Here is a 25536-nt window from a genome sequence, read left to right on the forward strand (position 1 = left end):
TGCGACCGCGGAGCCACCACCCGGTTCGGATACTCCCCGTACACAGGGGACACTGGTTCGCCGTGACGGCTCCAGCTTGGCTCGAAGTGCTCGCCGAGACCTCGGACGCCTGCCGGACGCACGGCCGCGAAGACCTGGCCCAGCGCCTTCGCCGACGTCAGGACCGGCCGCCGGGAGGCACGCGCGTCGCGGTGCTCGGCTTCCCCAAACAAGGCAAGGGCTACCTGGTCAACGCGGTGCTCAACGCGCCGGTCTGCCCGGTCGGCGACGCGGCGACACCCGCAGTGCCAATCGAAGTCGCGTACGCGGCCGAACCCGGCGCGACGCTCGTCGGACGCGCCGACGAACGCATCCCGGTCGAGATCGAGAAGCTGACCGGCGAGGTCGGCGCCCGGCCGGCCGGGTCGCTGCGGCGGGTCGAGGTCGGAGTCCCGCGCGATCTGCTGTCCGCGGGCCTGGTGCTCATCGACACCCCGGCGATCGGCGACCCGAGGTCGCCTCGCACAGCTGCCGCTCTCGACGTTCTCGCGGACGCCGACGCGGTCATTCTCGTTTCCGACGCCGCCGCTCCGCTGGATCAGGCCGAGCTGGCGTTGGCGCATCACATCCGGACGTGGTGTCCGCACGTGGTCATCGCGCTGACCAAGATCGATGTCAGCGCCGGATGGCGCACGGTCGCCGAACAGAACCGGACCGCATTGTCGTCTGCAGGGATCGACTCGCCGGTACTGCCGGTGTCCGCGACGGTTCGTTTCGCCGCGGCGAAGGGCGGCGATCAAGACCTCAACGCGCGGTCCGGATTCCCGGAGTTGCTTTCCTGGATCGCGACACAGGTGTCGCGGCCAGCGGAGAGCACGGCCGCGTTGCTTGCCGCAGTGAGCGTGCGTGCGGCGGCAGCAGAGCTGGTCGAGACATTGCGCGCGCGGGCCGAAGCAGCGGGGCAGGAAGCAGGCGTCGACCAGACGACGTTGCTGCAACGCTCCCAACGCCGCGCCGACGAGCTGCGTCGGCGCAACAGCCGCTGGCAGAACCTGCTGTCGGACGAAATCGCCGACCTGCAGTCCGACGCTGAGTACGACCTGCGTGAACGCACCCGGAAGATCGTCGAGACGATCGACGAGACTTTCGACCGCGGGGACCCGGTGAAGGTGTGGGACGAGTTCGGGCCGTGGCTGGACAGTACGCTCGCGGAAGCGGTCGAGACGACCTACACGTTCGCTGCCGAACGCGCGGAGTGGATCGCGCAGGCGGTGGCGGTGAGCTTCGGCGCGCAGTACGACCTGCCGGAACTGGCCTTGATCGACTCCGGGGCGGACCAGATCGCCGAGGTTCGGCAGCCGCGGATCGAGCGGTTCAAGATCGGGCAGAAGGCGTTCACTGGGTTGCGCGGTTCGTACGGTGGCGTGCTGATGTTCGGCCTGGTGACCGGGTTGGCGGGGCTGCCGCTGATCAACCCGGTGTCGATCGGCGCGGGCGTCGCGTTCGCGGCGAAGACGATCAGCGACGAGGGCGGCATGCGGCTGCAACGTCGGCAGGCGGTGGCCAAGATGACCGCGCAACGGCATGTTGACGACGTGTTCCTGCGGTTCAGCAAGGAATGCCGCGACGCGATCCGCCATGTGCAGCGACGGTTGCGGGACCACTTCACTGAGCTTGCGGACGGTCTTGCCGACGAGTTGACGCGGGAACGCGAGATGATCATCGCCGGGTCGGCCGAGCGGGAGCGGCGCAGTGCGTCGCTGCGGCGGGAGATCGACCGGCTCGCGGGGTTGCACAAGCGGGCCGGGGAGTTGGGGATGCTGGCTAATCGGACACCTAAGGAGTTGCCTGCGTGACCTCGGCTCCGGCTGACTGTGTGCGGCGTGTTCGGAAGTGGATGGGCGCTTTGCGGGTGGGGCTTGAGGATGCTGTCCAGTGGGGCGTCTGAAGAGTTGTTCGCTTGACCTCGGCTGAGCGCGGTGTGCGCCGGTAGCGCTGGCGGCTTTGTGGGCTGCTGAGCGGGAATGCTGGCTGGTCAGGTGTTCGCGGAGTTAGCCGCGTGACCTCGGGCTGGGATGGCCAGGTGCGGCGTGTTCAGTAGGGCGAGCGGCATGCGGGCCAACCAGTTGTCGAAGGAGTTGGCTGTGCGACTTCGGGGGAGACAGCTGGGCGCGGCCTGTGGTTGGCGGCTCTGCAGGCTGGGGGCTCGCGCGCCAACCAGGCCCCGAGGAACTGTCTGCGTGACTTCGGTGGGGATGGCTGGATGCGGTGTTTTGGTCGTGCTGGCGGCTTTTTCCTGGATTGAGTGAGCTGCTCCTTCGGCGGGGTTCGGTGCTGGCTGGATGAGGCGCGGCATCTGGGCCGGTGGTTGCGGACGGGGTTCCGCATCGTGGGAGTCAGTTGGTTCTTGGTGTGGTGAGGCGTTTCGCTGCGGTGAAGGCGGTTTGGCGAGTTGCGACGAAGCTCGGGTGGCGGAGCAGTTTTGGTGGCTGGTTGGCGAGTTGTGGTTTGCGTCGGCGGGATTGAGCCGCTTCGGTCGCGGGAGCTGAGCCGGGAGAGGGTGCTGCGTGGTGGCTTCGGCCGTGGGGAACGCGGCCTTCTTGGGCAGTTGAGGGTGTTACGGGAGTCAGTGGCCGGATTGGTGATGGCCGGATTCGGTGGTCGGTGAGCGGGAGGTCGCCGGGTAGTCGAGGATGTGCGGGACTGTGCCGGGTGGCGTGAGTCGAGTGAGGAGTGGTGTCGCGCGTGGTTGAGGACGTTCGGGCGCTTCTGGCGGATGCTTGTGCGTACTACCGCGACAGTCCGCGGGCTTCGGCGTTGCTGGGGGAAGCGCTTGATCATCTTGACGAGCCGCTTCGGGTGAGCATCGGCGGAACCGCGGGGACGGGGAAGTCCACGTTGGCTGCGGCGTTGGGCGATTGGCCGACGCGGGCGTTGCGGGATCTGGAGTTTCTCGATGCACCGCATCCGTCGACGCTCACTGACGCATCCGTACGGCTGCTGCGCCATCTTGAGCCCGATCAGTTGGCGACGCTGCGTCCGACAGCACCTTCAGCGTTCGCGCGGCAGACGGCCGTCGACACGATCCTTGTGCTTGCGCGCGCGGATGAGACTGGCGCGGGGCGGATTGACGCACTGCTTACCGCGAAGCAGATTGCGCGGCGCGCGTGGCGCGAAGATCCGCTGTGCAGCGGGTTCCAAGGCGTGATCGCAGTGGCGGCGCAGCTTGCGTACGGGGCGCGCGCGTTCACTGATGACGAGTTTGAGCTTCTCGCGGCCTTCGCTGCTGTACCGCGTGAGGAGTTGGAGCGGTATCTGCTGTCGGTGGATTCGTTTACTGATCCGGCGTTTCCGGGGCCCGTGTCGGTCGAGACGCGACGGTCGCTGGTGGTGCGTTTCGGGCTGTTCGGGGTGAAGCTGGCGCTGACGTTGATCCGGACCGGCTGTGACGACCGGGTGAAGCTGTCGACGGAACTGGTGCGGCGTAGTGGTCTTGGCGAACTTCGCGACACTATTGCGGGGTGTTTCGCTGCACGCGCGGATGCGTTGCGGGCGCGGACTGCGTTGATCCGGCTGGAGACTGTGTTGAACGCGGAGCCTCGGCCGCACAGTGATCGCCTTGCGGCGCGGGTTGAGCGGTTTTCGGCTGGTGCGCATGACTTTCGCGAGTTGCGGCTGATCGCGGACATTCGCGGCGGGCGTACCGCGCTGGCGGGGGACTCGGCGGAAGAAGCTGTGCGGCTGCTCGGCGCGGAGGGGACGGAGCCAGAGGAGCGGCTAGGGCTTGCGGCGGGTACGGATCCGCGCGAGATGTACGAAGCCGGTCTTGACGCGGTGATGCGATGGCGGCATGAGGCGGAGCGTCCGGACCGGGCGCTGGCGGAGCGGGCGGCGGCGCAGGTTGTGGTGCGCAGTGCGGAAGGGTTGCTGGCGCAGTTCGTTTGACCGGGGCAGTCGTCCAGGGCAGTTGACCTGGACGATCGACCGAACCATTGACGGGGCAACTGACTGGGACGGTTGACCCGGGCGATCGACCGGGTTGGTTGGTGGGGGCAACTGACCGGGGCAGTCGACCAGAGCGGTTGACCAGGGCGGTTGACCGGAGCGATTGACCGGGTTGGTTTGGTGGGTGACAGACGGCGGCGGTTGACCGAGACAACTGGCAGGACGACTGCTCAGGGCGATTGATCAAGGCGGTCGGCCGGGGCGGCTGACCAGAGCGCGGCGGCAGGGCAACTGCCTGGGTCAGCTGCGCAGGACGTCTGCCCAGGGCAACTGCCCAGGGCAACTGCCCAGGGCAACTGCCCAGGGCAACTGCCCAGGAGAATTGCCCAGGACGACTGATCAGGACGACTGATCAGGGCGGATGAGTAGGGCAGCTGGACCAAGGCGGTCGTCCGGAGGAGTGGAGCCTCAGGCGTTGCCCAGCACCCGTCCGATGGTGAGTTCCAGGACGACTCGTTGCGGGTTTTCGCGCGGCTGCCGGTATCGCTGGGCGTAGCGCTCTTCGGCGTCGCGGACTGAAGCAGCATCGTCGAGGAGGCGGATTCGGCCTTCCAGCGTGGACCAGGTCCGGCCCTCGAACTGGCACACCGCGGCGCCCAGTCCCGTTTCGCCGGCGGCGCGGATGAGGCGGGCCTTGTACGACGTCCCGGAGGCGATCACGCGGGCGAGGCCCTGTTCGAAGTCGACCGTCACCCCTACCGCGACCACGTGCGGCGTTCCGTTCGGGCGCACCGTCGTGAGCGACGCGAGCCGCCGTTCGGTCCAGAACTGGCGGAAGCCCTCGTCGAGTGTCATGTTCGCACGCTAGACGAGACAGGAATTCAACTGCTTGTTGACCTCTTTAACAACCAGTTGTAGCGTCCCGCGGAACCAACGACGTCCTGGAGGTTCCGCATGTCGTCGCTTCGTCCCCGTGCTTGGCAGGCCGTTCTGCTGGGCGGCTTGCTCGCGTTCGCTACTGCCTGTGGAGGAGGTCCTGACGGGGCTGGTGGCGGGCAACCACAAAAGCAGAGCGCTGTTCCGGACAACACCGCGTTGTTCGGTGCGATCAAGGCTGACCCGCAGCTCGCAGGGGCATTGCCGCCGGCGGTGGTGCAGGCCAAGACGTTGCGGCTGGCGTCCAACATCCAGTCGGCGCCGAACAACTTCTACGCCGCGGACGGCAAGACGCCGATCGGCTACGAGGTCGATCTGGCCAAGGCGGTCGGGGCGAAGCTCGGGGTGACCGTCGCGTATCAGGATCTCGCGTTCGGTTCGCTGATCACGAGTCTGCAGTCCGGCCGCGTCGATCTGACCATGGCGGCGATGAACGACACCAAGGAACGTCAGAAGCAGATCGACTTCGTGGACTACTTCTCGTCCGGCATCACGATCATGATCCGCAAGGGCAACCCGGACGGCATCACCGGGCCGGACACGTTGTGCGGCAAGAACGTGGCAGTCGTACAGGGCACCAGCCACCAGAAGTTCGCCGCCGCGCAGAGTGCGAAGTGCACGCAGGCGGGCAAGCAAGCCATCACGGTGACCGCGACCGACAGCGACAACCAGAACCAGAATCAGCTGCGCACCGGTCGCGTCGCGGCGATTCTCAACGACCTGCCGAGCGCGGTTTACATTTCGCGCACCGCCGGTGACGGCAAGTTCTTCGAGGTCGTACCCGGCCAGCCGATCGAGGGCGGGCCGTACGGGATGGGGTTCGCGAAGAGCAACACCAAGCTGCGCGACGCCGTCAAGCAGGCGTTGCAGTCGCTCGTCGCCGACGGGACGTACGGCAAGATCCTGCAGTCCTGGGGCGTCGAGCAGGGCGCGGTCAAGGAGGCGGCCGTCAATGGCGGAAGCTGAACCGCTGCCGATCGTCCGGCTGCGGCATTGGGGTCGCTGGGTCAGTGCGGCGGTGATTGTCGCGCTGCTGGTGCTGCTGGGTTTCGCGCTCGCACAGGCGCAGATCGAGTGGGGTTCGGTACCCGACTTCGTCTTCTACCGCGTGATGGCGCTCGGCCTGCTCAACACTGTCGTGCTGGCGCTGATCGCGCAGGCGATCGCGATCGTGCTCGGCATCCTGATCGCGTTGCTGCGGCTCAGCGCCAACCCGGTCGCGAAGTGGTTCGCGGCGGCCTACATCTGGCTGTTCCGCGGGCTTCCGGTGCTGTTGCAGATCCTGATTTGGTACAACCTGGCCCTGATCTTCCCGACGGTCTCGATCCCGCTGCCGTTCGGCGGTTACCTCGTCCACGAACCGACGAACGTGCTGATCAGCGCGTTCACCGCGGCACTGCTCGGACTGGCGCTGAACGAGAGCGCGTACATGGCGGAGATCGTCCGCGCCGGGTTGACCAGCGTCGACTCCGGCCAGACCGAGGCGGCGAAATCCATCGGCATGACGCCGGGCGCGACGTTGCGCCGGGTTGTGCTGCCGCAGGCCATGCGCGTGATCATCCCGCCGACCGGCAACGACTTCATCAACATGCTCAAGGGCACGTCGATGGCGTCGGTGATAGGCGTGACCGAGCTGATCCACGCGGCCAACAACATCTCGTCCAACAACCTGCTGGTGATGGAGACCCTGATCGCGGCGGCCATCTGGTACATGGTCGTGGTGACGGTGGCGGGCATCGGCCAGCACTACCTTGAACGATCGTTCGGGGCGGCTGACCGGGGTCCGGTGGCGCGGGCCGGGAAGGCGCTCAAGGGGATGCCGTTGGTGAGGGGTGCGCGTGTCTGAGCCGCTGCTGAAAGCTGTCGGGGTTCGCAAGAACTACGGGCACACCGAGGTGCTCAAAGGCATCGATCTGGAAGTCCGCAAAGGACAGGTCGTGTGCTTGCTCGGGCCGTCTGGAGCGGGGAAGAGCACGTTTCTGCGCTGCCTCAACCATCTCGAGACGATCGACGGCGGCCAGGTTTGGGTGGACGGCGAGCCGATCGGGTTCAAACTGCGCGGCGGCAAGCTGTACGAGCTGCGGGAGAAGGACGTCGCACGGCAGCGCCGGGACATCGGCATGGTTTTCCAGCGGTTCAACCTGTTCGGGCACCGGACGGCGCTGGAGAACGTGGTCGAGGGACCGGTGCGGGTGCTCGGCGTCGATCCGGCACAGGCCCGGAAAGAGGCGCTGGACCTGCTCGACCGGGTCGGGCTCGCGGACCGAGCGGGCGCTTACCCAGGGCAACTGTCCGGCGGGCAGCAGCAGCGCGTCGCGATCGCGCGGTCGCTGGCGATGAAGCCGAAGCTCATGTTGTTCGACGAGCCGACGTCCGCGCTGGACCCGGAGTTGGTAGGGGAGGTGCTCGCGGTGATGGGTACGTTGGCTCGGGAGGGAATGACGATGGTGGTCGTGACGCACGAGATGGCCTTCGCCGCGGAGGCCGCCGACGAGGTGGTGTTCCTCGCCGACGGCGCGGTGGTCGAAACCGGGCCGCCGGATCGCGTGCTGAAGGCGCCGGAACACGAGCGGACACGGCAGTTCCTCGCGCGGGTCCTCTCGTGACCCGGATCCCGCCCCGGTACCTGCTCCAGTTCGACGAGCCTGCCGGCTACCTGGACTTCGCGCGGTTCGGGCCGCCCTCGCACACTGTCTTAGACACCACCGCGCGGCTGCTGGAGGCGACGACCAAGGCCGGTCCGTCCACTGTGGACGAGCTGATGCGGCAGGAGATCCGGGCGAAAGCAGCGGCCGCGCGGCTCTGCGGCAGCGACACCGACCACACCGTGCTGCTGCCGCACACCAGCCTCGGCCTGTTCCAAGCAGCGTTCAACAGCCATGGCGAAGTGCTCGTTTCGGCCGCGGAGTTCCCGGCCAACACCTACCCGTGGGCGCGCGCCGAGCAGGCCGGAAGGGTGCGGATGCGGCGGCTGGAAGGCGGTTACGTCACCGCCGGTCGCCTCGCGGAAGCACTCACGCCGGAAACCACCGTCGTTTCCGTGAGTGCTGTCGACTTCCGCACCGGCTATCGGGCTGACCTCGCCGCATTGCGCGAGGTGGTCGGCGATCGGCTGCTGGTGGTCGACGGGATCCAGGGCTTCGGGGTCGTCGACGCGCCGTGGGAGGTCGCCGACGTGCTCGTGGTCGGTGGGCAGAAGTGGCTGCGGGCGGGCTGGGGCACCGGGTTCGCGGTGCTCTCCGACCGGGCGCTGGAGCGGATGGACCCGATCCTGTCCGGCTGGACCGGCGCGCGCGACCCCGGGCTGTTCGACAACGAGATCCACCCGGCCGACCCGACCGCGGCGAGCTGGTCGATCTCGAACCTCAGCCCGGTTACGTCCGGCGCGTTCGCGGCGGCGCTCGAACTGGTCGAGGAAACCGGAGTCGCGGCGATCGCCGGCCGGATCGACGAACGCGTCGGCGAGTTGGAGGAAGTGCTGCGTTCGTTCGGCGCGGAGATTGTGTCAGCGACTGAGCGGCGGGCCGGGATTCTCGCGTTCTCGTTGCCGGACAAGCCAGCTGAGCAGGTCGGAGCGGCGTTGACGGCGGCGGGGATCGCGGCGACGGTCCGTCCGGAACATGTCCGATTGTCGCCGCACGCGTCGACCCCGGTGGCGGCTGCCGATCTCGTGCGGGAGGCGTTGGAAACATTGATCCGGCCTCGCCGGGTCGTGCCGGTCGCGTCGGCTTCGGGCACGGCGACGCATGAGCTGCTCACCGCGTTGATTCCGGCGGTGGACGGGCTGGCGGCGATGCTCGGGCCGGGCAACGAGGTGTTGCTGCACGACCTGTCGCGGCTGCCGGATTCGATCGTCGCGATCGCGGGCAGGCTCACTGGCCGCTCAGTCGGCGGGCCGATGACGGATCTGCTGCTCGGGCTCGTCCGTCGCGGCACGACGCAGGACCTGACGAATTACCGCACGCACAGTCCGGACGGCCGTGAGATCCGGTCGTCCACGTTGTTCCTGCGGGACGCCGACGGTACGGCGATCGGTTGTCTGTGCGTGAACAGCGAACTTCCGGCGGCAGCGCAGACGTCGGACGAACGCAGGGAGGAGACGTTCCTGCCGGACGTCGACAGCCTCCAGCGGTTTCTCGTCGGACGGGCGATCGGGAAGTCCGGAATTCCGGTGGAGCTGATGAAGAAGCGGCACAAGTCGGCGGTGGTCCGGGAGCTGGACGAGGCCGGGTACTTCTTGATCAAGGACGCGGTGGACCATCTGGCCGGGCAGCTCGAGGTGACCCGGTACACGATTTACAACTATCTCAACGAGATTCGGGCCGGATAGCCGAACTGCCCGGGCTTGGTGCTGCCAAGCCCGGGCAGTTCGTGGGCGCTTACTTCAGGAACTTCTCCACCGCGTCCGCAGCTGCGGTGATTCCGCCGTTGGCCCGGATTTCCGCGCGCAACTCAGCCAACCGCGCGGCGACGTCCGGCGAACTGCTGACCTCGTCGACGGCTTCGCGGAGGGACTTGGCGGTCACCTGGTCTGCGGGCAGATGCTTGCCGACCCCCAATGCTTCCAGTTGCGCGGCGTTGCCGAACTGGTCAACGGCCTGCGGGATGGCGACTGTCGGGACGCCGTACCACAGCGATTCGGTGCAACCGCCCATGCCGGCGTGCGTGATGAAGGCCGACGCGACGTCGAGAATCGCCAGCTGTGGCACGGTTTCGTGCACCTCGACCGACTCCGGCAGCGGGCCGAGATCGTCCTTCGAGACGTGCTTGCCGATCGAGAGCACGACGTGCCAGCCGTCGAACTCCGTGCTGCACAGCCGGTAGATATCCAGTTGGTCGTTGTACGCGGTGCCGAACGACACGAGCAGCACGGGTTTCCCGTCGGACGGCGGCGTCCAGTGCTCTGCCGCGCGCGCCGGGTCGAGGCACGGGCCGACGAACTGGACCCGATCCTCCGGCACGCGGTCGGCGTTCGGCTGCATCGCGCGCGGGATCAGCGACAGGATCGGCACCGGTCGCGCGAGCCATGTCCAAGCGTCTTCGGTGACGCCGTGTTCTGCCAGCCATTCGGTGAACGTCCGGTTGTAGTCCACTCCGGACGGTGAGGTGCGGATCGGTTTGAGGACGTCGGCGAGTTCTTCCTCGTAGCCGTCCCAAGCGACGTAGGTGGGGGAGAGTTGCACCGCCGGTACTCCGTAGCGGAGGCCGAGCAGCGGCGCGCCGAGGCCGCCGATGTCGTAAAGCAGCAGGTCCGGGCGGTCCTGGTCGAAGGTTTCGATCAGCTGCGGGTGGATCGCGATGGCCTCGTCGAGGAAGACGCGCATCGCTTCGGCCGGGTCTTCCGGCCACTCCGCGTCCGGGCCGATCGGGAAGATCGTGGGATGCGCGACGACGTCCGCGCCGGTCGGTTCGACCAGTTCGGCGAGCGGTTCGCCCACGACGTAGCTGACCCGGTGTCCGCGTCGCACGAGTTCGCGGATGGCTCCGAGCGACGGGTAGACGTGCGAGGGCGCGGAGCAGCCGACCACGACGATGTGCTTGCCCATAAGGCGAAAGTGTCCTTTCCGGACGAGATGCGGTCCGGCACGCAAAGCGGGGGCGGCCCGGCGGCGGGCGGCCCGGAAAGTCGTGCCGGGATCAGGACAGGCGGCAGCGGGCGAAGATCGTCATGGATCCGGACGGTAGTGCGGCCGGTTGCGGGGAGCAACCGGATTTGCCGGGCGTAGCCGTCACCAGCTTGCCGTGGTGAACAACTCCGCATCGCCTACCACTTTCCATCGCAACCAACTTTGTGTTACAAAGTTTAGGACAGCGAAGCACTGGGGGACGAGATGACAGAAGCGTTCAGGCTGACCGGCCTGGTGAAGCAGTTCAAACAGGTCCGCGCGGTCGATGGCGTGTCCTTGACCGTGCGGCGCGGCGAGGTCGTCGCGCTCCTGGGGCCGAACGGCGCGGGCAAGTCGACCACCATCGACATGCTGCTCGGGCTCACCTCGCCGGACGAGGGGAGCGTGCAGGTGTTCGGCGGCTCGCCTCGGGCGGCGCTCGACTCCGGGCGGCTCGCGGCGATGGTGCAGAACGGGTTTCTGCTGCGGGACGTCACGCCGGCCGAGCTGGTCGAGTTGCATCGGTCCATGTTCCGGAATCCCTTGTCGGCCAAGGAGATTTACGAGCGGGCCGGCATCGGGGAGTTCGCGAAGCGGCGGTGCGGCAAGTTGTCCGGCGGGCAGCTTCAACGAGTTCGGTACGCGCTCGCGCTCACCGGAGACCCGGAGCTGCTGCTCCTCGACGAGCCGACGGCGGCGCTGGACGTCGACGCCCGGCGCGAGTTCTGGGCGTCGATGCACGAGTTCACGGCAGCCGGGCGGACCGTCCTCTTCGCGACGCATTACCTCACTGAAGCCGAGGACTACGCGGACCGGGTCGTGTTGATGCGGCACGGGAAGGTCGTCGCGGACGGGGCGGTCGACGACGTGCGCGCGAATGTGTCCGGGCGAGTGATCAGGGCAGTCGTACAGGGCGCTCGTCCGGAAGCTCTGGCCGCGCTGGACGGGGTTGCCAGTGCACGTGTTCAGGGCGATCGTGCGGAACTGGGCTGCAGCGACTCCGACCTGGCGATCAGGGCGTTGCTCACGGCGTTCCCGCGGGCCAGCTCGATCGAGATCACCTCCGCGGGGCTGGAGGAAGCGTTCCTCGCCCTCACTTCCGACGAGCCGCAGGGAGCGCTCCGATGAACCTCGTCTATCTCCGCCTCGAGATTCTGCGCATCGTCCGCAGTCCGCAGTTCGCGCTGTTCACCATCGTGGTTCCGCTCGGCATGTTCCTGCTGTTCGGCGGACTGTTCGGCGACCAGGTCGGCCCGAACGGCATCAGGGGCAGCGTCACGACAATGATCAACATGGGCGCGTACGGCGCGATGAGCGGTGCGTTGTTCACCGGCACCCGGGTCGCGACTGAGCGGACTGACGGCTGGCAGCGGCAGCTCCGGCTCACACCGATGCGCGGACCCGGCTACCTCGCGGTGAAGATCGCGTCTTCGATGGCGATGGCGTTGCCCGTGGTTCTGGTGATCTTCGTGGCCGGTGCGCTGCGCGGGGTGCAGCTGACTGCGGCACAGTGGCTGCTCAGCGGCGTCTCGTTGTGGCTGGGCGCGCTGCCGTTCGCGGTGCTCGGGCTGCTACTCGGGCTGTTCGGCAAGGGCGACACGGTCGGTGCGATGACCGGTGCGTTGATGCTGCCGCTCGGGGTGTTCGGCGGGCTGTGGATGCCGCTCGCGTTCCTGCCGGAATGGATGTCCACGCTCGCGCACTTCTTCCCTACGTACTGGCTCGGCCGCGTCGGCACGCTCCCGATCGATCACGCGGGCGGGCTCGGCCTGGCGGCCGGCGTGCTGGCGGCGTGGCTGGCCGTGCCCGCGCTCGTGGTGGTGCGGCGGTTCCGGCTGGGACCGGTGAAGGTCGCGTGACGTGTTAGCTTCCGTGCTGCATGCGGGGTCAGTACGGGGGAAGGGCGGTCCGGGGTGAACAACGACGCGGGGGACCCCGTCGAGGACGAGGGAGAGCCGCTGTCCGCGGCGGAATCGCTCGAACTCATCGCCCTTCAGCACGAGCGGACGCGCCGGGAGCTGCGAGTCAGCCCGGCGCGTCTGTTCGGCGTCTGGGCGTTCACCTGGCTCGCCGGCTGGGGGCTCGTCTACCTCTCCGACGACCGGTCGGCGGCGCTGCTGCCCGGCTGGGTCGCGGGGATCGTCGTCGCGGTGCTCATGGCGGGCGCGATCTTCTACTCCGCTTGGCACGGCAGCAAACCCAGCCGGGGGATCCGCGGCCCGTCGCGGCGGATCGGCGCGATGTACGGCTGGTCGTGGGGGATCTCGTTCGCCGCGATGTGCCTGATCGACATCCGGATCACCAAACTCCTTCCCGAGGGCTCGGATCTCGTGCCGCTCCTGTGGACGGGCACGTCGCTGCTGCTCACCGGAACGCTTTACCTCGCGGGCGGGATGCTCTGGCAGGACCTGCGGCAGTACTTCCTCGGCGGCTGGATCATCGTGTGCGGCGGGGCGAGCGTCCTGGTCGGCGTGCCGGGCAACTTCCTCGTCCTCTCGCTCGCCGGCGGCGGCGGATTCGCGGTCGCGGCGCTGGTCTACGTGGTGCGGCCCCGTGGCTGAGCTGCCGGAGCTCGACCCCGTCATCCACGCCCAGGCGCGGCTGCGCGTGACGGTCGCGCTCGCCGGGCTGCGTCCCGCCGACCAGATCACCTTCCCCCGGTTGCAGCAGCTGCTGGAGATGACCGCGGGCAACCTCTCGACGCATCTGCGCAAGCTCGAGGACGCCGAGTACGTCGAGATCACCAAGGCCTACGAGCACCGCACGCCGGTCACGCTGGTGCGGCTCACGAGCAAGGGCCGGGCCGCGTTCGAGAGCTACACCAAGGCGTTGCAACGGCTTCTGGACGCTGGAACCTGACATGTCTCGCTGGGTCGTGCACCTGGACCTCGACGCGTTCTACGCCTCCGCCGAGCAGCTCACCCGGCCGACGCTGCGCGGGCGCGCGGTGGTGGTCGGCGGCACCGGGCATCGCGGCGTCGTCGCCGGGGCGAGCTACGAATCCCGCGAGTACGGCGTGCGTTCGGCGATGCCGATGTCCCAGGCGCGACGGCTGCTCCCGGCCGGCGGAGTCGTGTTGCCGCCGCGGTTCCGGTTGTACGAAGTCCTGAGCAAGCAGGTTTTCGACGTCGTCGGCGAGGTCGCGCCGGTGCTGGAACGGATCTCGCTCGACGAGGCGTTCGCCGAACCGCCCGCACTGGTTGGCGCGTCGGTCGAGCAGGTGACCGAGTGGGCCGAGAATCTGCGGGTGCGGATCCGTTCGGAGACCGGGCTGACCGCTTCGATCGGGGCGGGGACCGGCAAGCAGGTCGCGAAAATCGGTTCGGACCGCGCGAAGCCGGACGGTCTGCTCGTCGTGCCGCCGGGTACTGAACGCGAGTTCTTGGCCCCGCTGCCGGTGCGCGCGTTGTGGGGGATCGGGCCGGTAGCGGAAGCGAAACTGCGCACGATCGGTGTCCTCACACTGGGCGAGCTGGCGGCGTTGCCGGAGCCGGACGCGGTGTCGACGCTCGGTGGCGTGGTCGGCCGCGACTTGCGACGGCTGGCGAGCGGGTTCGACGACCGTCCGGTCGCGGAGCGGGGCGAAGCCAAGCAGGTGAGCGCGGAGACGACCTTCGACGTCGATGTGGTCGATCTTGTGCGGTTGCGTTCGGAGGTAAGGAAAATCGCGGCTGGCGCGCACGCTCGGCTGGTGAAGGCGGGGCGCGTCGCGCGGACGGTGGTGATCAAACTGCGGCATACGGACATGAGCACCGTGACCCGCTCCGAGACCACCGCGTCGCCGACTGATGACCTCGAACAGCTTGCGGCTACCGCGGAACGGCTGCTGCTCGACCCGCAGGAGTTCGGCGGCGTACGGCTGGCGGGGGTCGCGTTCAGCGGGCTTTCGGTGCCGCATCAGGACGCGTTGTTCAGCTTGACCGTGCCTGCTGCCGCGGAGGAGCCGGTGGTCACCTCGACCTCGGAACCGTCGCCGGGCGGGAGTGCGCCGGTGTCGTCGTCGGGGTGGCGTCCGGGCGACGACGTCGTGCACGCCGAGCACGGCACGGGCTGGGTGCAGGGCGCGGGGCACGGCCGGGTGACGGTGCGGTTCGAGACGCGCACGTCGGGGCCGGGCGTCGCGCGGACGTTCGACCAGACCGATCCGGCGCTGACTCGCGGCCAGCCCGCCGACTGCCTAGCCTGAGCGTTTCGCCTGGTCACGACCGGGGTGTTAACCCACAAGAGTGATGAGGAAGGATGTGCCGGGCAGTCGGGCAAAGGGGATGATCATGACGAACATGCGCCGCGCCGCCGCCCTCGCCGGGGTCGCGCTGATGCTCACGGCGTGTGGGAGCGAAGCCGCCCCGCAACGGTCCTCTGCTGGACCGTCGTCGTCGGCGGCCGCTTCGCCGGATTCGTTCACTGTCGTGGCGACCGGCGACGTGCTGATCCACCCGCGCCTCACCGATCAGGCCGAGGCGGACGGCGGCGGGAAGATCGACTACCGGCAGCTGTTCGCCGGGGTCAAACCGCTCGTGTCCGGCGCGGATCTGGGGATCTGCCACCTCGAAACGCCGCTCGCACCGGAAGGCGGGCCGTACAGTGGGTATCCGTCGTTCAGCGCGCCGCCGGAAATCGCGGACGCGTTGAAGGACACCGGATACGACACCTGTTCCACCGCGTCGAACCACACGCTCGACCAGGGCGCGGCGGGTGTCCAGCGTACGTTGGACAAGCTCGACCAGACTGGGCTGAAGCACACCGGCTCCGCGCGTTCGGCTGAGGAGGCGGGGAAACCGCTGATCGTGGACGTGCACGGGGTGAAGGTCGCGCAGCTTTCGTACGCGTTCGGGTTCAACGGGATCAAGCGGCCGGCCGGGAAACCGTGGCTGGCCAACGAAATCGACCCCGACGAGATTTTGGCCGCGGCGAAGGCGGCGGGGGCGGAGGTCGTGATCGCCAGCTTGCATTGGGGCGTCGAGTATCAGCATGACGTGACTGCTGAGCAGAAGCAGTTGGCGCAGAAACTGACGGCGTCGCCGGACCTCGACCTGATCATCGGGCATCACGCGCACGTGGTGCAGCCGTTCCAGAAGGTCGGCGGCAAGTGGGTGGCGTTCGGGCTGGGCAACGAGGTCGCTCGGCATGACGAGCCTCGCGGGTCCACTGAGGAAGGAGTCGCGGCGCGGTTCCGGTTCAGCCGGGCCGGCGGGCAGTGGGCGGTGGACAAGGCGGAGTATGTGCCGACGCTGATCGACCTCGGGCCGCCGATTCGGTTGCGGGACCTGACGACTGCGCCGCCGACGCAGCGGGGGAAGGAAGCGCTCGCCAATACCGATGAGGTGGTGCTTTCCCGGGGCGCTGGGGATGAGGGGTTGAGCCGCCCGGGTCGGTGACGGTTCGGGCCGGTGGCTGGGCGTGGATGGAGCGCACGATTCCACGTTGGGGCTGTGTTGGGGCTGTTGCCTGCCTGTGATCGAGGGCGTGGTGGGGATGCGGCCAAGACGGCATCAGGGCGATCGCCCTGGACGGACGATCGTCCTGGACGACTGCCCTGGGCGTTCGTGTAGTTAGGGGCGTTCGCCCTGGTTGGGCGACCGCCCTGGGTAGGCGCCAGCGGAGGTAGGGCGACCGCCCTGGGCGGGTGTCCGTGTGGGGCGGACGTTCGCTCTGGTTGGGCGTTCGTCCAGGGCAGTTGTCCGTGTAGGGCGATCGTCCTGGGCAGGCGTTCGCCCTGATCGGACGGTCGTGCCGGGTAGGTGGTCGGGCGGTCGTGCTGGCAGTTGGTTTTGTGTGTCGGGCGGTCGTCCAGGGCGGACGATTGCCCTGGGCGGGCGTTCGTCCGGGACGGGTGATCAGCCGGGTCAGTGGTCTCGGCGGGTGATGAGCTGGGCTAAAGCGGTCAGCTCCGCCGTCGCGCGCGGGGTTGGGTTGGCGGCCGTCAGCGCAGTAAGCGCGTCGGTGAGTAGCTCGTCCGCTTGGGCGTGGCTCCAAGCCCTGCCGCCAGCCTCGTCGACTAGGGCTGCGGCTTTGGCGAGGCAGTCGTCCGACAGGGGTTGACGGTACAGCATCGACAGTTCCTGTCCGGCCGACGTGCCGGAGGTGAGCGCGGCGACCACCGGCAGGGACTTCTTGCGGCTGCGCAGGTCCGAGTACACCGGCTTTCCGGTGACGGCCGGGTCGCCCCAGATGCCTAGGAGGTCGTCTACGTGTTGGAACGCCAGGCCTAGCGATCGGCCGAAGCGGCCGAATCGTTCGACGTGTTCGCCTCGGCCGCCGACTACCAGTACACCGAGCGTGCACGCCGCGCTCAGCAGGGCTGCCGTTTTGCCCTGTGCCATTCGGACGCATTCCGCGACCTCGACGTTCGTCCGTTGTTCGAACGCCAGGTCTTCGTGCTGGCCGTGCAACAAGTCCAGCACCGCTGTGCTCAGCAGGCGCGCCGCGGCGGGGCCGTCGGGGGAGAGGACGTCGAAGGCCAGGGCGAGAAGGGAATCTCCGGCCAGTACCGCCTGTCCGGTGCCGAATACGGTCCACGCGGTGGGGCGGTGCCGTCGCGTGCGGTCGCCGTCCATGACGTCGTCGTGCAGCAGCGAGAAGTTGTGCGCCAATTCGACGGCCACCGCGGCCGGGATCGCGTCTTCCGGGTCTCCGCCGCAGGCCTCGGCGCACAGCAGCACCAGCGCCGGGCGCAGGGCTTTGCCTCCGGACGCGCTCGTCGCGGTTCCCGTCTCGTCCCACCAGCCGAGGTGGTAGCCGGCGATCCGGCGCATGGACACGGGCAGCCGGTCCACCGCCGCCCGCATCGCCGGTTCCCAGCGGCTCCGGCTCCAGTCCAGCACCTCGGCGACGGAGCGGGCCCCGGTGCGCGCGTCGACCGTCGTCATCGCCGCACCGCTTCCCTGCGCGGCGCGGCGGCCAAAGTGGACAGTGCGGCGGGGTCGGTGACGGTCACTGCGAAACCACCTAACGTCGAAAACACCCGGGAACACGGAGAGACACTGTTTTTCCGGGAGCGGGCAAGGAATGCGAATCGAAAAGCGGCGCCGCGGATCAACATAGCAAGCGGGATCACCCCGACAATCACTCGATCGGGTAGCCGCCGCCGGTTCACCTGTTTGCCGAGGCTCCTTTTCGGACATTGCCGGTGCTGTTGTCGGGTCGACAACGGCGGGTGCGTCACCGTGGGTCTGCTGCCGTAACCCGGTCGGGTGCGCGCCACCGGTACCCGAGTCGTTTTCCCTTGCCGAGCAAGGGCAATCGGGGGAACCGGTATCCGGCCCGCTGCTCCGATCCGGCGAACCGCGAGGGCTCCGGACGGCCACCCGGCTGAATCGCGCGTTCCGCCGTTGTCCGTTCCGGAATCGGCTGGATAGCGTCGGCCAGCGTATTTCCCCGCGCGAAAGGAACCGGATGAACGTCTACGTGACCGGGGTGTTCTGGGTCGTCGGCGCGGCGATCGCGGCCGCGGTGATCGGCTATCTCGTCCGGCGCTTCGGCTGGGACGAGGGCCGCCGCGACAACAACGACGCCGCGGGCCAGGTGTTCACCATCGTCGGCGGGCTGCACGCGGTGCTGGTCGCCTTCGTGCTGATCTCGCTTTTCGACGCCGTCACGTCCACGCGCGAGGGTTCCTACACCGAGGCGGAGGGCCTGGTCGCCGCGACCTGGTCGGCTCAGGCGCTGCCCGGCGACACCGGCGAGCAGGTGCGGCACCTCGCGATCGCGTACGCGACGACCGTGTCGAAGCAGGAGTGGCCCCGGCTCATCGACGACGGTCCGATCCCCGAGACCGGCTGGACGCAGCTCGACCAGATGCGCCGCGTGGTCGCCAACGCGCAGGCGAGCGACGACTGGACGAACGACCGGAAGAAGGACGCCGCCGCCCAGCTGTGGCAGGTCTACCAGGCCCGCCAGACTCGCATCACCGGCGCGGAAACCGACGGCGTCGGCTCGGTGATGTGGTTCGCGCTCATCCTCGGCAGCGTGATCTCGATCCTGCTGCCGAACCTCTTCGGCGGCACCCGGATGGCCGCGCACCTGGTGATCGTGTCGACGCTGGCCGGCACGATCGTCCTGCTGCTCTATGCGATCTACCAGCTGCAGAACCCTTACGCCGGCGGCGCGAACGTGCATCCGGACGCGTTCACCACGGCGATCTCGCGGCTCGGCTGACCGGTGCGAGGTTCCCGGTACCTGACTGTGGTGGCCGCCGCGGCCGCGGTCGCCGGGCTGCTCGTCGCGTCCGGTTGGCTGGCTCCCGCGCGGCAGCGCGCGGCCGCGACGTCCTGCCGAGTACTGCAGGTCGAAAGCCGCGACGGGTGGTCGTCCGACATCGTGCGGTTGACGTTGCCCTCCGGCGCGCGGCATCTGTTGCACCACAGTCCTTTCGCGCTGAACGCCATCGCTTACTCGGCGGCGCAGGACGTGACGTACGGCGTCGCCGACGGACGCTTCCACGACGGCTCGCACGCGGTGCGGATCGACTCCGACGGCGAGCTGACCGACCTCGGTCCGGTCGGCCGCGACACGCACCACGGCGTCTGGAGCTGGGTGACCGGCGCGACGGCCGGGGCGATGTCCGGCAATTCCTGGTACGTGAAGCGGGCAACCAGTCTGTACACAGTGGACGTTGACCCGCACAGCTCCGGTTATCTCACCGCGACCGGGCCGGTGCTGCTGCATCCGTGGTGGCTCGCCTCGGGGGTCGACGATTTCGCGTACAACCCGGAGGACGGTCTGCTGTACGGGGTTTCCTCCGCCGCGGAGGGCGCGGTGGTCACGGTGAATCCAGTGAGCGGAAAGGTCGCGAAGGTGCCGGGGGAGCGGTTCCCGGACGCGACTTACGGTTCGGTCGTGTTCGGGCCGGACCACAAGCTTTACGCTACGGCGAACTGGATCGACGGGCGGAGCGTCACGTACCGGATGGACGGCGGTTCCGCGGTCGAGGTGAGCACTGGGCCGCCGTTGGTGCTTTCCGACGGGGCCGGGTGTTTGGCCGAGCCACCCCCGCCGCCTCCGCCACCACCGCCTCCGCCGACGACGTCATCCTCGGCACCGCCGCCGTCCTCGCCTTCTCCCACACCGTCCCCGACGCCGTCGTCCTCGCCTTCCCCGACACCGTCGACCTCGGCGAGCCCCACGCCGTCTTCAATTCCGCCGACGCCACCGTCAACCCCGCCCTCCCCGGAACCGACTCAGCCGATTCCGATCGCACCAACCCCGGCCCCGACGCACCCCCCGCAACCGCCGGACGCGATCATCCAGCCCATCCCGATGCCGCAACCCCCGGCACCCTCGCGCGCCGCTCCGGTGAAGGCCATCCAAAAACCGCCCGAGAAACGCGCGGCGAAAGCGCGCGCCAACGTCAAGAAACAGCGTCGCTGGGGTGTCACGGCGGTCCTGCTGATCGTCGGAGGAGGTGCAGTAGCGGCTCGAGCACGGCGCGCTCGTTAACGCGGCGGTCGTCTCGATGACGGACGTTGTCCAACTCGGCCGTCAAGACTTCCCCGGGCGTCGAAATGACGCCAGAGGAGGAGAAAGCCGATGAAACGCGTGAAGATCGGGCTGGTCGCCGGGGCGCTGGTGCTGCCGCTGGCCGCCGCGGGCCCGGCCGAGGCCAAAGGCCGCCCGGACGACCATTACCGGGTGCGGGCCGGGCACACGCTGCAGGTGCGCGGCGACGCCCAGCGCGACGGTGCGGTCGTGCGGCACACCGACCCCGGGCACGGCGCACTGGTCATCGGCCCGGACGGAGCGTTCCGCTACACGCCCGCCGCCGGGTTCACCGGGCGCGACACGTTCACCTACACCGTCAGCGACGCGGTCCGGCTGTACCCGACGGATTTGCCGCCGCTCGGCACGATCGGCGGCGTCAAGATCACCGGCGGCGGTTACGGTTCCGCGCTCACGCCGGTGCCGGGTTCGCGCGACGAGTTCTACGGGCTGACCGACCGCGGCCCGAACGTCGACGCGCCGGACGGGTCCAAAGTGGAGCCGATCCCGTCGTTCGCGCCCGCCATCGGCAAGTTCCGGCTCAAGGGCGGGAAAGCCGTGCTGGAGCGGAACATTCCGCTGCGCGCGGCCGACGGTTCGCCGTACAACGGCCAGGTCAACACCCTCGCGAACACCGGCGAGACCATCGTCGACCTCAATGGCGCGAAACTGCCCGCGTCGCCGAACGGCTACGACTCCGAAGGCCTGGTCGCGCAGCGCGACGGGACGTTCTGGGTGTCCGACGAGTACGGCCCGTTCGTCACGCACTTCCGCGCCGACGGCCGCGCGATCGAGCGGCTCTCGCCGTTCGACGGTTCGCTGCCGAAGGAACTGAAGAACCGCGTGCCGAACAAGGGCATGGAAGGGCTCGCGCTCACCCCGGACGGGCGGACGCTCGTCGGCGTCATGCAGTCCGCGCTGCAGCAGCCGGATCTCACGAAGAAGCCCAGCAAGGTTCCCGCGCTGCGGATCGTGACGGTCGATCTGAAGACCCGCGAGACGCACGAGTACGCGTACCTGCTCGACAACCCGGATGAGACCGGCACCGCGGTCTCCGAGATCACCGCGCTGTCGGCGACCCGGTTCCTCGTGGACGAGCGCGACGGCAAGGCCGAGCCCGGCGCGTACAAGAAGCTGTTCGAGATCGACCTGAGCAAAGCGACTGACCTCGGCCCCGCGGCGAAGGTGCCGGGCGCGACCTACGACGCGGCCAAGGGCGGACTGCTCGTGGACGGCGGCAAGAGCATCGAGGCGTACGTCGGCAAGGCGACCACTGCCGAGGCTGCTGACGCTCTCAAGAAGGTCGGTGTGACGCCGGTGGCGAAGAAGCTGTTTCTCGACGTCGGCGGTCTGGTGACTGGGCTTGATCCGAGCGGTGGGTTCTTCGGCCACGACAAGGTGGAAGGCGTCGCGACGACCGATGGCGGCCGCACCGTGGTGATCAGCAATGACAGCGACTTTGGCATCGATGGCGTGGCGAATTCGGCCGCTCCGTACACGCTGCACGCCAAGACGCAGCCGAACGGTCGGCAGGACGACGGCGAGTATCTGCAGGTGGACATGATGAAGCTGCCTGCGCGGACGCGCACGCTGACGGTGACCGTCGACGTGCGCTGATGGGCGTCAGTACTTGAACTGATCCACGTTGTTCTGCGTGATCAGCAGGGGATCGCCGAGCAGGACCGTCCGGGTGGCCGCGTCGTAGCGCACCGCGGGAAGCTCTGGGCTCACGTTGTTGCGGGGCCGGAGCGGGGTGCCGGTCGCGAGTTGCTCGGCGGTCCAGGCGGTGAGGTAGCCGAGGGATTCGACGTTCCACAGCACCGTCATGGAGCAGGAACCGTCGACGAGGTACGGCTTCATCGTCTGCGGCGTGCCGGTGCCGACGGTGAACACCTGGCCGATCTTCTGCTGATCACGCACCGCTCGCGCGATGCCCGGCGTCGCCGTCGTGCACTGGCCGATCATGCCGGTGAGCTTCGGATGCCGGTTGAGGATGTCCTTCGCCAGCTTCGTGGCGGTGGTGGTGTCCTCGTCGGCGTACACCGTCTCGACCAGCTTCGCTCGCGGATAGTGTTGTGCCGCATAGGCTTTCTCGGCTTCGATCCACGAGTTGAGGTTCGCCGCGGCCCGCCCGCACGAGACGATCGCGTACTCGCCGGTGCCGCCGGTTTTCTTCATCAGCGAGTCGACCAGCGCCGAGCCGATGCCCTCGGCCGTCGTCTGGTTCACGAAAACCTCGCGCTGCGAATCGGCGGCGTCGGTGTCCGTGGTGAGCACGTGGATGCCCTTCGCCCGCGCCTCGGCGATGGTCGGGGCCAGCTCCGCCGGATCGTTCGGGGCCACCGCGATGACGTCGACGCGTTCGGCGATGAGCTGCCGCAGGATCGCCGTCTGCGCCTCCGGGTCGACCGTCGCCGGTGCGCGGGTGAACCACTTCGCGCCGAGCCGTTCGGAGGCCAGCATGCCGCCGGCGTTCATCGCGTCGAAGTACGGGATCCCGCCGATTTTCGGCACGAAGGCGATTTTCGCCGGCTCCGGAGCCGAGTCCGACAGCACCGGCGTGCAACTGGCCGCCACCACCGCCGCGGTCGCCACCAGCGCCGCACCCAGCACGAGCGTTTTGGTCCGCCCTCGCATCCCCCACCGTTCCCCGGCAACTCGACCTGGGAGCCGAAGGTAGGGCCAGTGGCCACAGGGGGTCAACCGAACGCGGTCAAACGGTTACGCAAACGAGTTCAACCGCCGGATGGCGCAGCCTCCTCTCCGCCCGCCGGACACGTCCCGTCCGCGGGCAGTTCACCGGTCAGCAGATAGCGCGCGGCCTTGTCGTCGACGCACGGGTTGCGCTCGTTGAGGTAGGCGGCGTGGTTGCCGCCGCCGTCGACGAGCAGGCTCGAACCGCGCAGCACCCGGTGCATCCGCTGCGCGCCGACCAACGGTGTCGCGGCGTCGTCTTTCCCTTGCAGCAGCAGGATCGGCGGCATCGGAGCGGAGCCGATCCGGACCTCCGGCGACGGCGGGACCCGCCAGAACGCGCACGGGGCGCTGTACCAGCTGTTGAGCCAGGCGAACAGCGGCGCGGCGGTGGCCGACTTCGCGGTGTCCGCGTGCCAGGTCGCCCAGTTGCGCGGCCAGCCCGCGTCGGCGCAGTTGTAGGCGAGCTGGCCAGGGTCGACCGCGTACTGGGCCTGTCCGGCAGCGACGTTCAGCCCGGTCGAATCCCCGCCGCGATGGCTCGCGACCGCCTGCATCAGCGACGGCCAGGCCCAGTCGCCGTACATCGCGGACGACAGCAGATCGTCCAATTCGGACACTCCGGTTTTGTCATTAGCCGGTTGTGCCGCGAGTTTCTCGCGCAGTTCGTTCCACGAGGCCTTCACGGCGGACAGGCTGGTGCCAAGGTGATACGTGCTATCGCGCTCCGCGGTCCACGCGAACAGTTGCTCGGCCCGCGCTTGCAACGCCGTGTTCTGCTGGAATTGCGTTTGATACGTGGTGACCGTCGGGTCGACGACGCTGTCCAGGATCATCCGGCCGGTGTGCGCCGGAAACAGCGTCGCGTACGTGGCGCCGAGCTTGGTGCCGTAGGAATAACCGAGATAGTCGATCTTGTCCTTGCCGAGCGCCACGCGGATCCGGTCCAGGTCGCGCGCCGCGTTCTCGGTGGTGAGGTGCGGCAGCAGGTCTTTCCCGTTCTCCGCGCACTGCGCCGCGATCTGCTTGGCCAGGTCTTCGCGCCCGCGCTCTTGCGGAAGGCCGGCCGGTTGGTAGGGCGACGCTGGATGCGGCGCGAGTTTCGAGGTGTCGCCACAGGAAACTGGTGTGCTCGCACCGATTCCGCGCGGATCGAAGCTGAACACCGCGTACTGCTGAGCGACGTCCTGCGGCAGCTGGCTGAACACGAGCTTCTCGGTGCCGAGTCCGGACGCGCCCGGGCCGCCGGGGTTCACCAGGAGGAAGTGCGGCGAGCTGAGACTGCCCATGCCCGAGACGGTGAGGGTGATCTGCTTCCCGTCCGGGTTCGCGTAGTCGAGCGGCACCTGAAGGCTCGCGCACGACACCTGCCGGGGCGTCCCGGCTGGGCATTCGCCCCACTTGAGCGCGGACGACCGCGCGCTGGCTGGAGCGCTGAGGAAGCTTCCGAGGAGAAAAACGAGGACAAGGGCTGCGGCGCACCGGCGCGCCGAGTTGATCACCACACTTCCGGTTATACCGATTCGCCGGACGCGCCGGGCGACAGTCATCACATCGGGCGACCTTGCGCCGTTGATACCCCGCAGGGGTATAGTCGGCCGCATGAACGAGCACCAGCACGGAGCGTCTTGGTCCACCGCCGCCCAGGCGACGCTGCACTGCCTCACCGGGTGTGCCATCGGCGAAGTGCTCGGCATGGTCCTCGGCACCGCGTTCGGCCTGCACAACGCGGCCACCGTGGTGCTGTCCATCGTGCTGGCGTTCGTCTTCGGCTACGCCCTCACCATGCGCGGCGTGCTCAAGTCGGGGCTCGCGCTCGGGGCCGCCTTCAAGGTCGCGCTCGCCGCCGACACGGTGTCGATCGCGGTCATGGAGGTCATCGACAACACGGTCGTCGTGGCGATCCCGGGCGCGATGGACGCGGGGCTGTCGAGCGGATTGTTCTGGCTGTCGCTGGCCTTGTCGCTCGCGATCGCTTTCGTGGTCACGGTTCCGGTCAACAAGTGGATGATCGGCCGCGGTCGTGGGCATGCCGTCGTGCATGCCCACCACCAGCACTGAGGTTCAGCAGGACGGCACCGGCGAATCGGCTCGGAGATAGGCCTCGGACACATAATGTCCGGGGCCTATCCGGTTCCAGCGGGTAGTTCCGTCCACCGCTTCGCCGCGCACGGAACACTCGATCGGCACCTGTGCGGAATCGGCGGCCAATCCGGCCGGCGGCGCATCGTTGTCCGCCGACGTGCGCACGACCAGCGGAGCTCCGCCGGTCACCACGCCGGTGGCGGGAGCACTGCCCGTCCAAAGGAAAGTGACGTCCACGTAGCTGCTGCCCTTGAGTCCGAGGCCGTCCCAGAACGTGCCGTCGGCCAGGTCGAGACCGGCTGGGTTGCGGACGGTGCGGCCGTGTTCGTCCTTGCCTCCGTTGAAACCGTCTTGGTACGCCGCTTGAGCTTCCGGTACGCCTTGGGGGAGCGAATCGAACTGCGCGCGATGCTCGGCGGTGTTCCAGTAGTCGTCGTGCTCGTTCCACGGCCCGACATCCCACACCGGCGCGTACTCGCAGCGCGCGCCGTCGGTGCGGCACACCTTGACGGTGAAGGTCCCTCTTCCCTTGGAGGACACCGTTTTCGTCGACGGGAGCGCCACGAAGTGGTCCCGTTCGGTGATCCGGTGCCCGCTCGAGGTGGTGCCGCCGACGAGCCCTTCGCGGGTCGCGTAGAGGCGGTAGGTCAGCGGTCTTTCCAGGACTCTCCTGCCGTGCTTGGGTTTGGCCGAGACGGGCGCCGGAGTCGACAAAGCGATAACTGCCACCGCGAGAAGGACGTGACCAGCCGCTTTCCTGGTTTTCATCAGCGCATCGTGGCCCGGCGCGCGGGATTGGCCGCGCAACCGGGCC

General features: G+C 68.4%; 22 protein-coding genes. 16 read left to right on the plus strand and 6 right to left on the minus strand.

Features of this window, described 5'->3' with window-relative positions; translation table 11 throughout:
- Positions 1-62 precede the first annotated feature (62 nt).
- Both ACWDNU_RS04025 and ACWDNU_RS04030 read left to right on the plus strand, forming a co-directional pair.
- On the plus strand, positions 63-1835 hold the full coding sequence (locus tag ACWDNU_RS04025; protein WP_449667671.1) for a dynamin family protein: 1773 nt from the start codon (positions 63-65) through the stop codon (positions 1833-1835).
- Between the two features lie 889 nt (positions 1836-2724).
- Complete coding sequence (locus ACWDNU_RS04030) at positions 2725-3924, plus strand: GTPase (protein ID WP_449667716.1); 1200 nt, start codon at positions 2725-2727, stop codon at positions 3922-3924.
- A gap of 468 nt (positions 3925-4392) precedes the next feature.
- On the opposite strand, the gene ACWDNU_RS04035 is transcribed toward ACWDNU_RS04030, so the two are convergent.
- Positions 4393-4779 (minus strand): pyridoxamine 5'-phosphate oxidase family protein, encoded by a 387-nt coding sequence (locus ACWDNU_RS04035; RefSeq protein ID WP_449667672.1) that lies wholly within the window; start codon positions 4777-4779, stop codon positions 4393-4395.
- A 99-nt stretch (positions 4780-4878) separates the two neighbouring features.
- On the opposite strand from ACWDNU_RS04035, the gene ACWDNU_RS04040 reads away from it, so the two are divergent.
- Genes ACWDNU_RS04040 through ACWDNU_RS04055 form a run of 4 tightly spaced genes read left to right on the plus strand, consistent with a single transcriptional unit; the run spans position 4879 to position 9190 of the window.
- Positions 4879-5826, plus strand: a complete 948-nt coding sequence (locus tag ACWDNU_RS04040) for an ABC transporter substrate-binding protein (protein WP_370939819.1) — start codon at positions 4879-4881, stop codon at positions 5824-5826.
- Positions 5813-6706 carry an amino acid ABC transporter permease gene (locus tag ACWDNU_RS04045; protein WP_449667673.1) on the plus strand — a complete coding sequence of 298 codons (894 nt, stop codon included), beginning with the start codon at positions 5813-5815 and terminating at the stop codon, positions 6704-6706. Before ACWDNU_RS04040 ends, ACWDNU_RS04045 begins: the two co-directional genes overlap by 14 nt.
- Positions 6699-7466, plus strand: a complete 768-nt coding sequence (locus ACWDNU_RS04050; RefSeq protein WP_449667674.1) for an amino acid ABC transporter ATP-binding protein — start codon at positions 6699-6701, stop codon at positions 7464-7466. Before ACWDNU_RS04045 ends, ACWDNU_RS04050 begins: the two co-directional genes overlap by 8 nt.
- Complete coding sequence (locus tag ACWDNU_RS04055) at positions 7463-9190, plus strand: aminotransferase class V-fold PLP-dependent enzyme (RefSeq protein WP_449667675.1); 1728 nt, start codon at positions 7463-7465, stop codon at positions 9188-9190. The genes ACWDNU_RS04050 and ACWDNU_RS04055 overlap by 4 nt, the downstream gene beginning before the upstream one ends.
- A gap of 49 nt (positions 9191-9239) precedes the next feature.
- Here the strand turns inward: ACWDNU_RS04055 and ACWDNU_RS04060 are convergent, their stop codons facing one another.
- Positions 9240-10406 (minus strand): macrolide family glycosyltransferase, encoded by a 1167-nt coding sequence (locus ACWDNU_RS04060; protein ID WP_449667676.1) that lies wholly within the window; start codon positions 10404-10406, stop codon positions 9240-9242.
- Between the two features lie 285 nt (positions 10407-10691).
- Between ACWDNU_RS04060 and ACWDNU_RS04065 the strand changes: the two genes are divergently transcribed.
- The 6 genes from ACWDNU_RS04065 to ACWDNU_RS04090 all read left to right on the plus strand — a co-directional run bounded on the left by ACWDNU_RS04065 (position 10692) and on the right by ACWDNU_RS04090 (position 15844).
- Positions 10692-11594, plus strand: a complete 903-nt coding sequence (locus ACWDNU_RS04065; RefSeq protein WP_449667677.1) for an ABC transporter ATP-binding protein — start codon at positions 10692-10694, stop codon at positions 11592-11594.
- Entirely contained in the window at positions 11591-12325 is a 735-nt protein-coding gene (locus ACWDNU_RS04070; protein WP_370939812.1) for an ABC transporter permease, read from the plus strand. The genes ACWDNU_RS04065 and ACWDNU_RS04070 overlap by 4 nt, the downstream gene beginning before the upstream one ends.
- 54 nt (positions 12326-12379) lie before the next feature.
- Complete coding sequence (locus tag ACWDNU_RS04075; RefSeq protein ID WP_449667678.1) at positions 12380-13027, plus strand: hypothetical protein; 648 nt, start codon at positions 12380-12382, stop codon at positions 13025-13027.
- Positions 13020-13325: a winged helix-turn-helix domain-containing protein gene (locus ACWDNU_RS04080; RefSeq protein ID WP_344269543.1), complete on the plus strand. Its 306-nt coding sequence runs from the start codon at positions 13020-13022 to the stop codon at positions 13323-13325. The genes ACWDNU_RS04075 and ACWDNU_RS04080 overlap by 8 nt, the downstream gene beginning before the upstream one ends.
- A gap of 1 nt (position 13326) precedes the next feature.
- A complete protein-coding gene (locus ACWDNU_RS04085; RefSeq protein ID WP_370939810.1) occupies positions 13327-14652 on the plus strand; it encodes a DNA polymerase IV in 1326 nt (441 codons plus the stop codon).
- A gap of 79 nt (positions 14653-14731) precedes the next feature.
- Positions 14732-15844 carry a CapA family protein gene (locus tag ACWDNU_RS04090; RefSeq protein ID WP_449667679.1) on the plus strand — a complete coding sequence of 371 codons (1113 nt, stop codon included), beginning with the start codon at positions 14732-14734 and terminating at the stop codon, positions 15842-15844.
- A 468-nt stretch (positions 15845-16312) separates the two neighbouring features.
- Here the strand turns inward: ACWDNU_RS04090 and ACWDNU_RS04095 are convergent, their stop codons facing one another.
- Positions 16313-17335 (minus strand): family 2 encapsulin nanocompartment cargo protein polyprenyl transferase, encoded by a 1023-nt coding sequence (locus ACWDNU_RS04095; protein ID WP_449667680.1) that lies wholly within the window; start codon positions 17333-17335, stop codon positions 16313-16315.
- Positions 17336-17861: 526 nt separating this feature from the next.
- Between ACWDNU_RS04095 and ACWDNU_RS04100 the strand changes: the two genes are divergently transcribed.
- The 3 genes from ACWDNU_RS04100 to ACWDNU_RS04110 all read left to right on the plus strand — a co-directional run bounded on the left by ACWDNU_RS04100 (position 17862) and on the right by ACWDNU_RS04110 (position 21560).
- Positions 17862-18623, plus strand: a complete 762-nt coding sequence (locus tag ACWDNU_RS04100; RefSeq protein WP_449667681.1) for a bestrophin-like domain — start codon at positions 17862-17864, stop codon at positions 18621-18623.
- A 3-nt stretch (positions 18624-18626) separates the two neighbouring features.
- A complete protein-coding gene (locus tag ACWDNU_RS04105) occupies positions 18627-19904 on the plus strand; it encodes a DUF6923 family protein (protein WP_449667682.1) in 1278 nt (425 codons plus the stop codon).
- Between the two features lie 90 nt (positions 19905-19994).
- Positions 19995-21560 (plus strand): esterase-like activity of phytase family protein, encoded by a 1566-nt coding sequence (locus tag ACWDNU_RS04110; protein ID WP_449667683.1) that lies wholly within the window; start codon positions 19995-19997, stop codon positions 21558-21560.
- Between the two features lie 6 nt (positions 21561-21566).
- Here ACWDNU_RS04110 and ACWDNU_RS04115 read toward each other — a convergent pair whose 3' ends face one another.
- Together ACWDNU_RS04115 and ACWDNU_RS04120 are read right to left on the minus strand one after the other, a co-directional pair.
- Positions 21567-22580, minus strand: coding sequence for an autoinducer 2 ABC transporter substrate-binding protein (locus tag ACWDNU_RS04115; RefSeq protein WP_449667684.1), 1014 nt, complete (start codon positions 22578-22580; stop codon positions 21567-21569).
- A gap of 98 nt (positions 22581-22678) precedes the next feature.
- Positions 22679-23983: an alpha/beta hydrolase gene (locus ACWDNU_RS04120; RefSeq protein WP_449667685.1), complete on the minus strand. Its 1305-nt coding sequence runs from the start codon at positions 23981-23983 to the stop codon at positions 22679-22681.
- A 256-nt stretch (positions 23984-24239) separates the two neighbouring features.
- On the opposite strand from ACWDNU_RS04120, the gene ACWDNU_RS04125 reads away from it, so the two are divergent.
- Entirely contained in the window at positions 24240-24698 is a 459-nt protein-coding gene (locus ACWDNU_RS04125) for a DUF4396 domain-containing protein (RefSeq protein WP_344269565.1), read from the plus strand.
- A gap of 3 nt (positions 24699-24701) precedes the next feature.
- Here ACWDNU_RS04125 and ACWDNU_RS04130 read toward each other — a convergent pair whose 3' ends face one another.
- Positions 24702-25490 carry a hypothetical protein gene (locus ACWDNU_RS04130; protein ID WP_449667686.1) on the minus strand — a complete coding sequence of 263 codons (789 nt, stop codon included), beginning with the start codon at positions 25488-25490 and terminating at the stop codon, positions 24702-24704.
- Positions 25491-25536: the final 46 nt, after the last annotated feature.

This window comes from Amycolatopsis sp. NPDC003676 (genome assembly GCF_053587275.1).

Excerpts from the sequence above, each read along its gene's own strand:
- ACWDNU_RS04040 (WP_370939819.1), top strand. The coding sequence starts at position 4,879 with ATGTCGTCGCTTCGTCCCCGTGCTTGGCAGGCCGTTCTGCTGGGCGGC.
- ACWDNU_RS04065 (WP_449667677.1), top strand. The coding sequence starts at position 10,692 with ATGACAGAAGCGTTCAGGCTGACCGGCCTGGTGAAGCAGTTCAAACAG.
- ACWDNU_RS04035 (WP_449667672.1), bottom strand. The coding sequence starts at position 4,779 with ATGACACTCGACGAGGGCTTCCGCCAGTTCTGGACCGAACGGCGGCTC.
- ACWDNU_RS04115 (WP_449667684.1), bottom strand. The coding sequence starts at position 22,580 with ATGCGAGGGCGGACCAAAACGCTCGTGCTGGGTGCGGCGCTGGTGGCG.
- ACWDNU_RS04095 (WP_449667680.1), bottom strand. The coding sequence starts at position 17,335 with ATGACGACGGTCGACGCGCGCACCGGGGCCCGCTCCGTCGCCGAGGTG.
- ACWDNU_RS04130 (WP_449667686.1), bottom strand. The coding sequence starts at position 25,490 with ATGAAAACCAGGAAAGCGGCTGGTCACGTCCTTCTCGCGGTGGCAGTT.
- ACWDNU_RS04085 (WP_370939810.1), top strand. The coding sequence starts at position 13,327 with ATGTCTCGCTGGGTCGTGCACCTGGACCTCGACGCGTTCTACGCCTCC.
- ACWDNU_RS04045 (WP_449667673.1), top strand. The coding sequence starts at position 5,813 with ATGGCGGAAGCTGAACCGCTGCCGATCGTCCGGCTGCGGCATTGGGGT.
- ACWDNU_RS04060 (WP_449667676.1), bottom strand. The coding sequence starts at position 10,406 with ATGGGCAAGCACATCGTCGTGGTCGGCTGCTCCGCGCCCTCGCACGTC.
- ACWDNU_RS04090 (WP_449667679.1), top strand. The coding sequence starts at position 14,732 with ATGATCATGACGAACATGCGCCGCGCCGCCGCCCTCGCCGGGGTCGCG.
- ACWDNU_RS04070 (WP_370939812.1), top strand. The coding sequence starts at position 11,591 with ATGAACCTCGTCTATCTCCGCCTCGAGATTCTGCGCATCGTCCGCAGT.
- ACWDNU_RS04125 (WP_344269565.1), top strand. The coding sequence starts at position 24,240 with ATGAACGAGCACCAGCACGGAGCGTCTTGGTCCACCGCCGCCCAGGCG.
- ACWDNU_RS04100 (WP_449667681.1), top strand. The coding sequence starts at position 17,862 with ATGAACGTCTACGTGACCGGGGTGTTCTGGGTCGTCGGCGCGGCGATC.
- ACWDNU_RS04110 (WP_449667683.1), top strand. The coding sequence starts at position 19,995 with ATGAAACGCGTGAAGATCGGGCTGGTCGCCGGGGCGCTGGTGCTGCCG.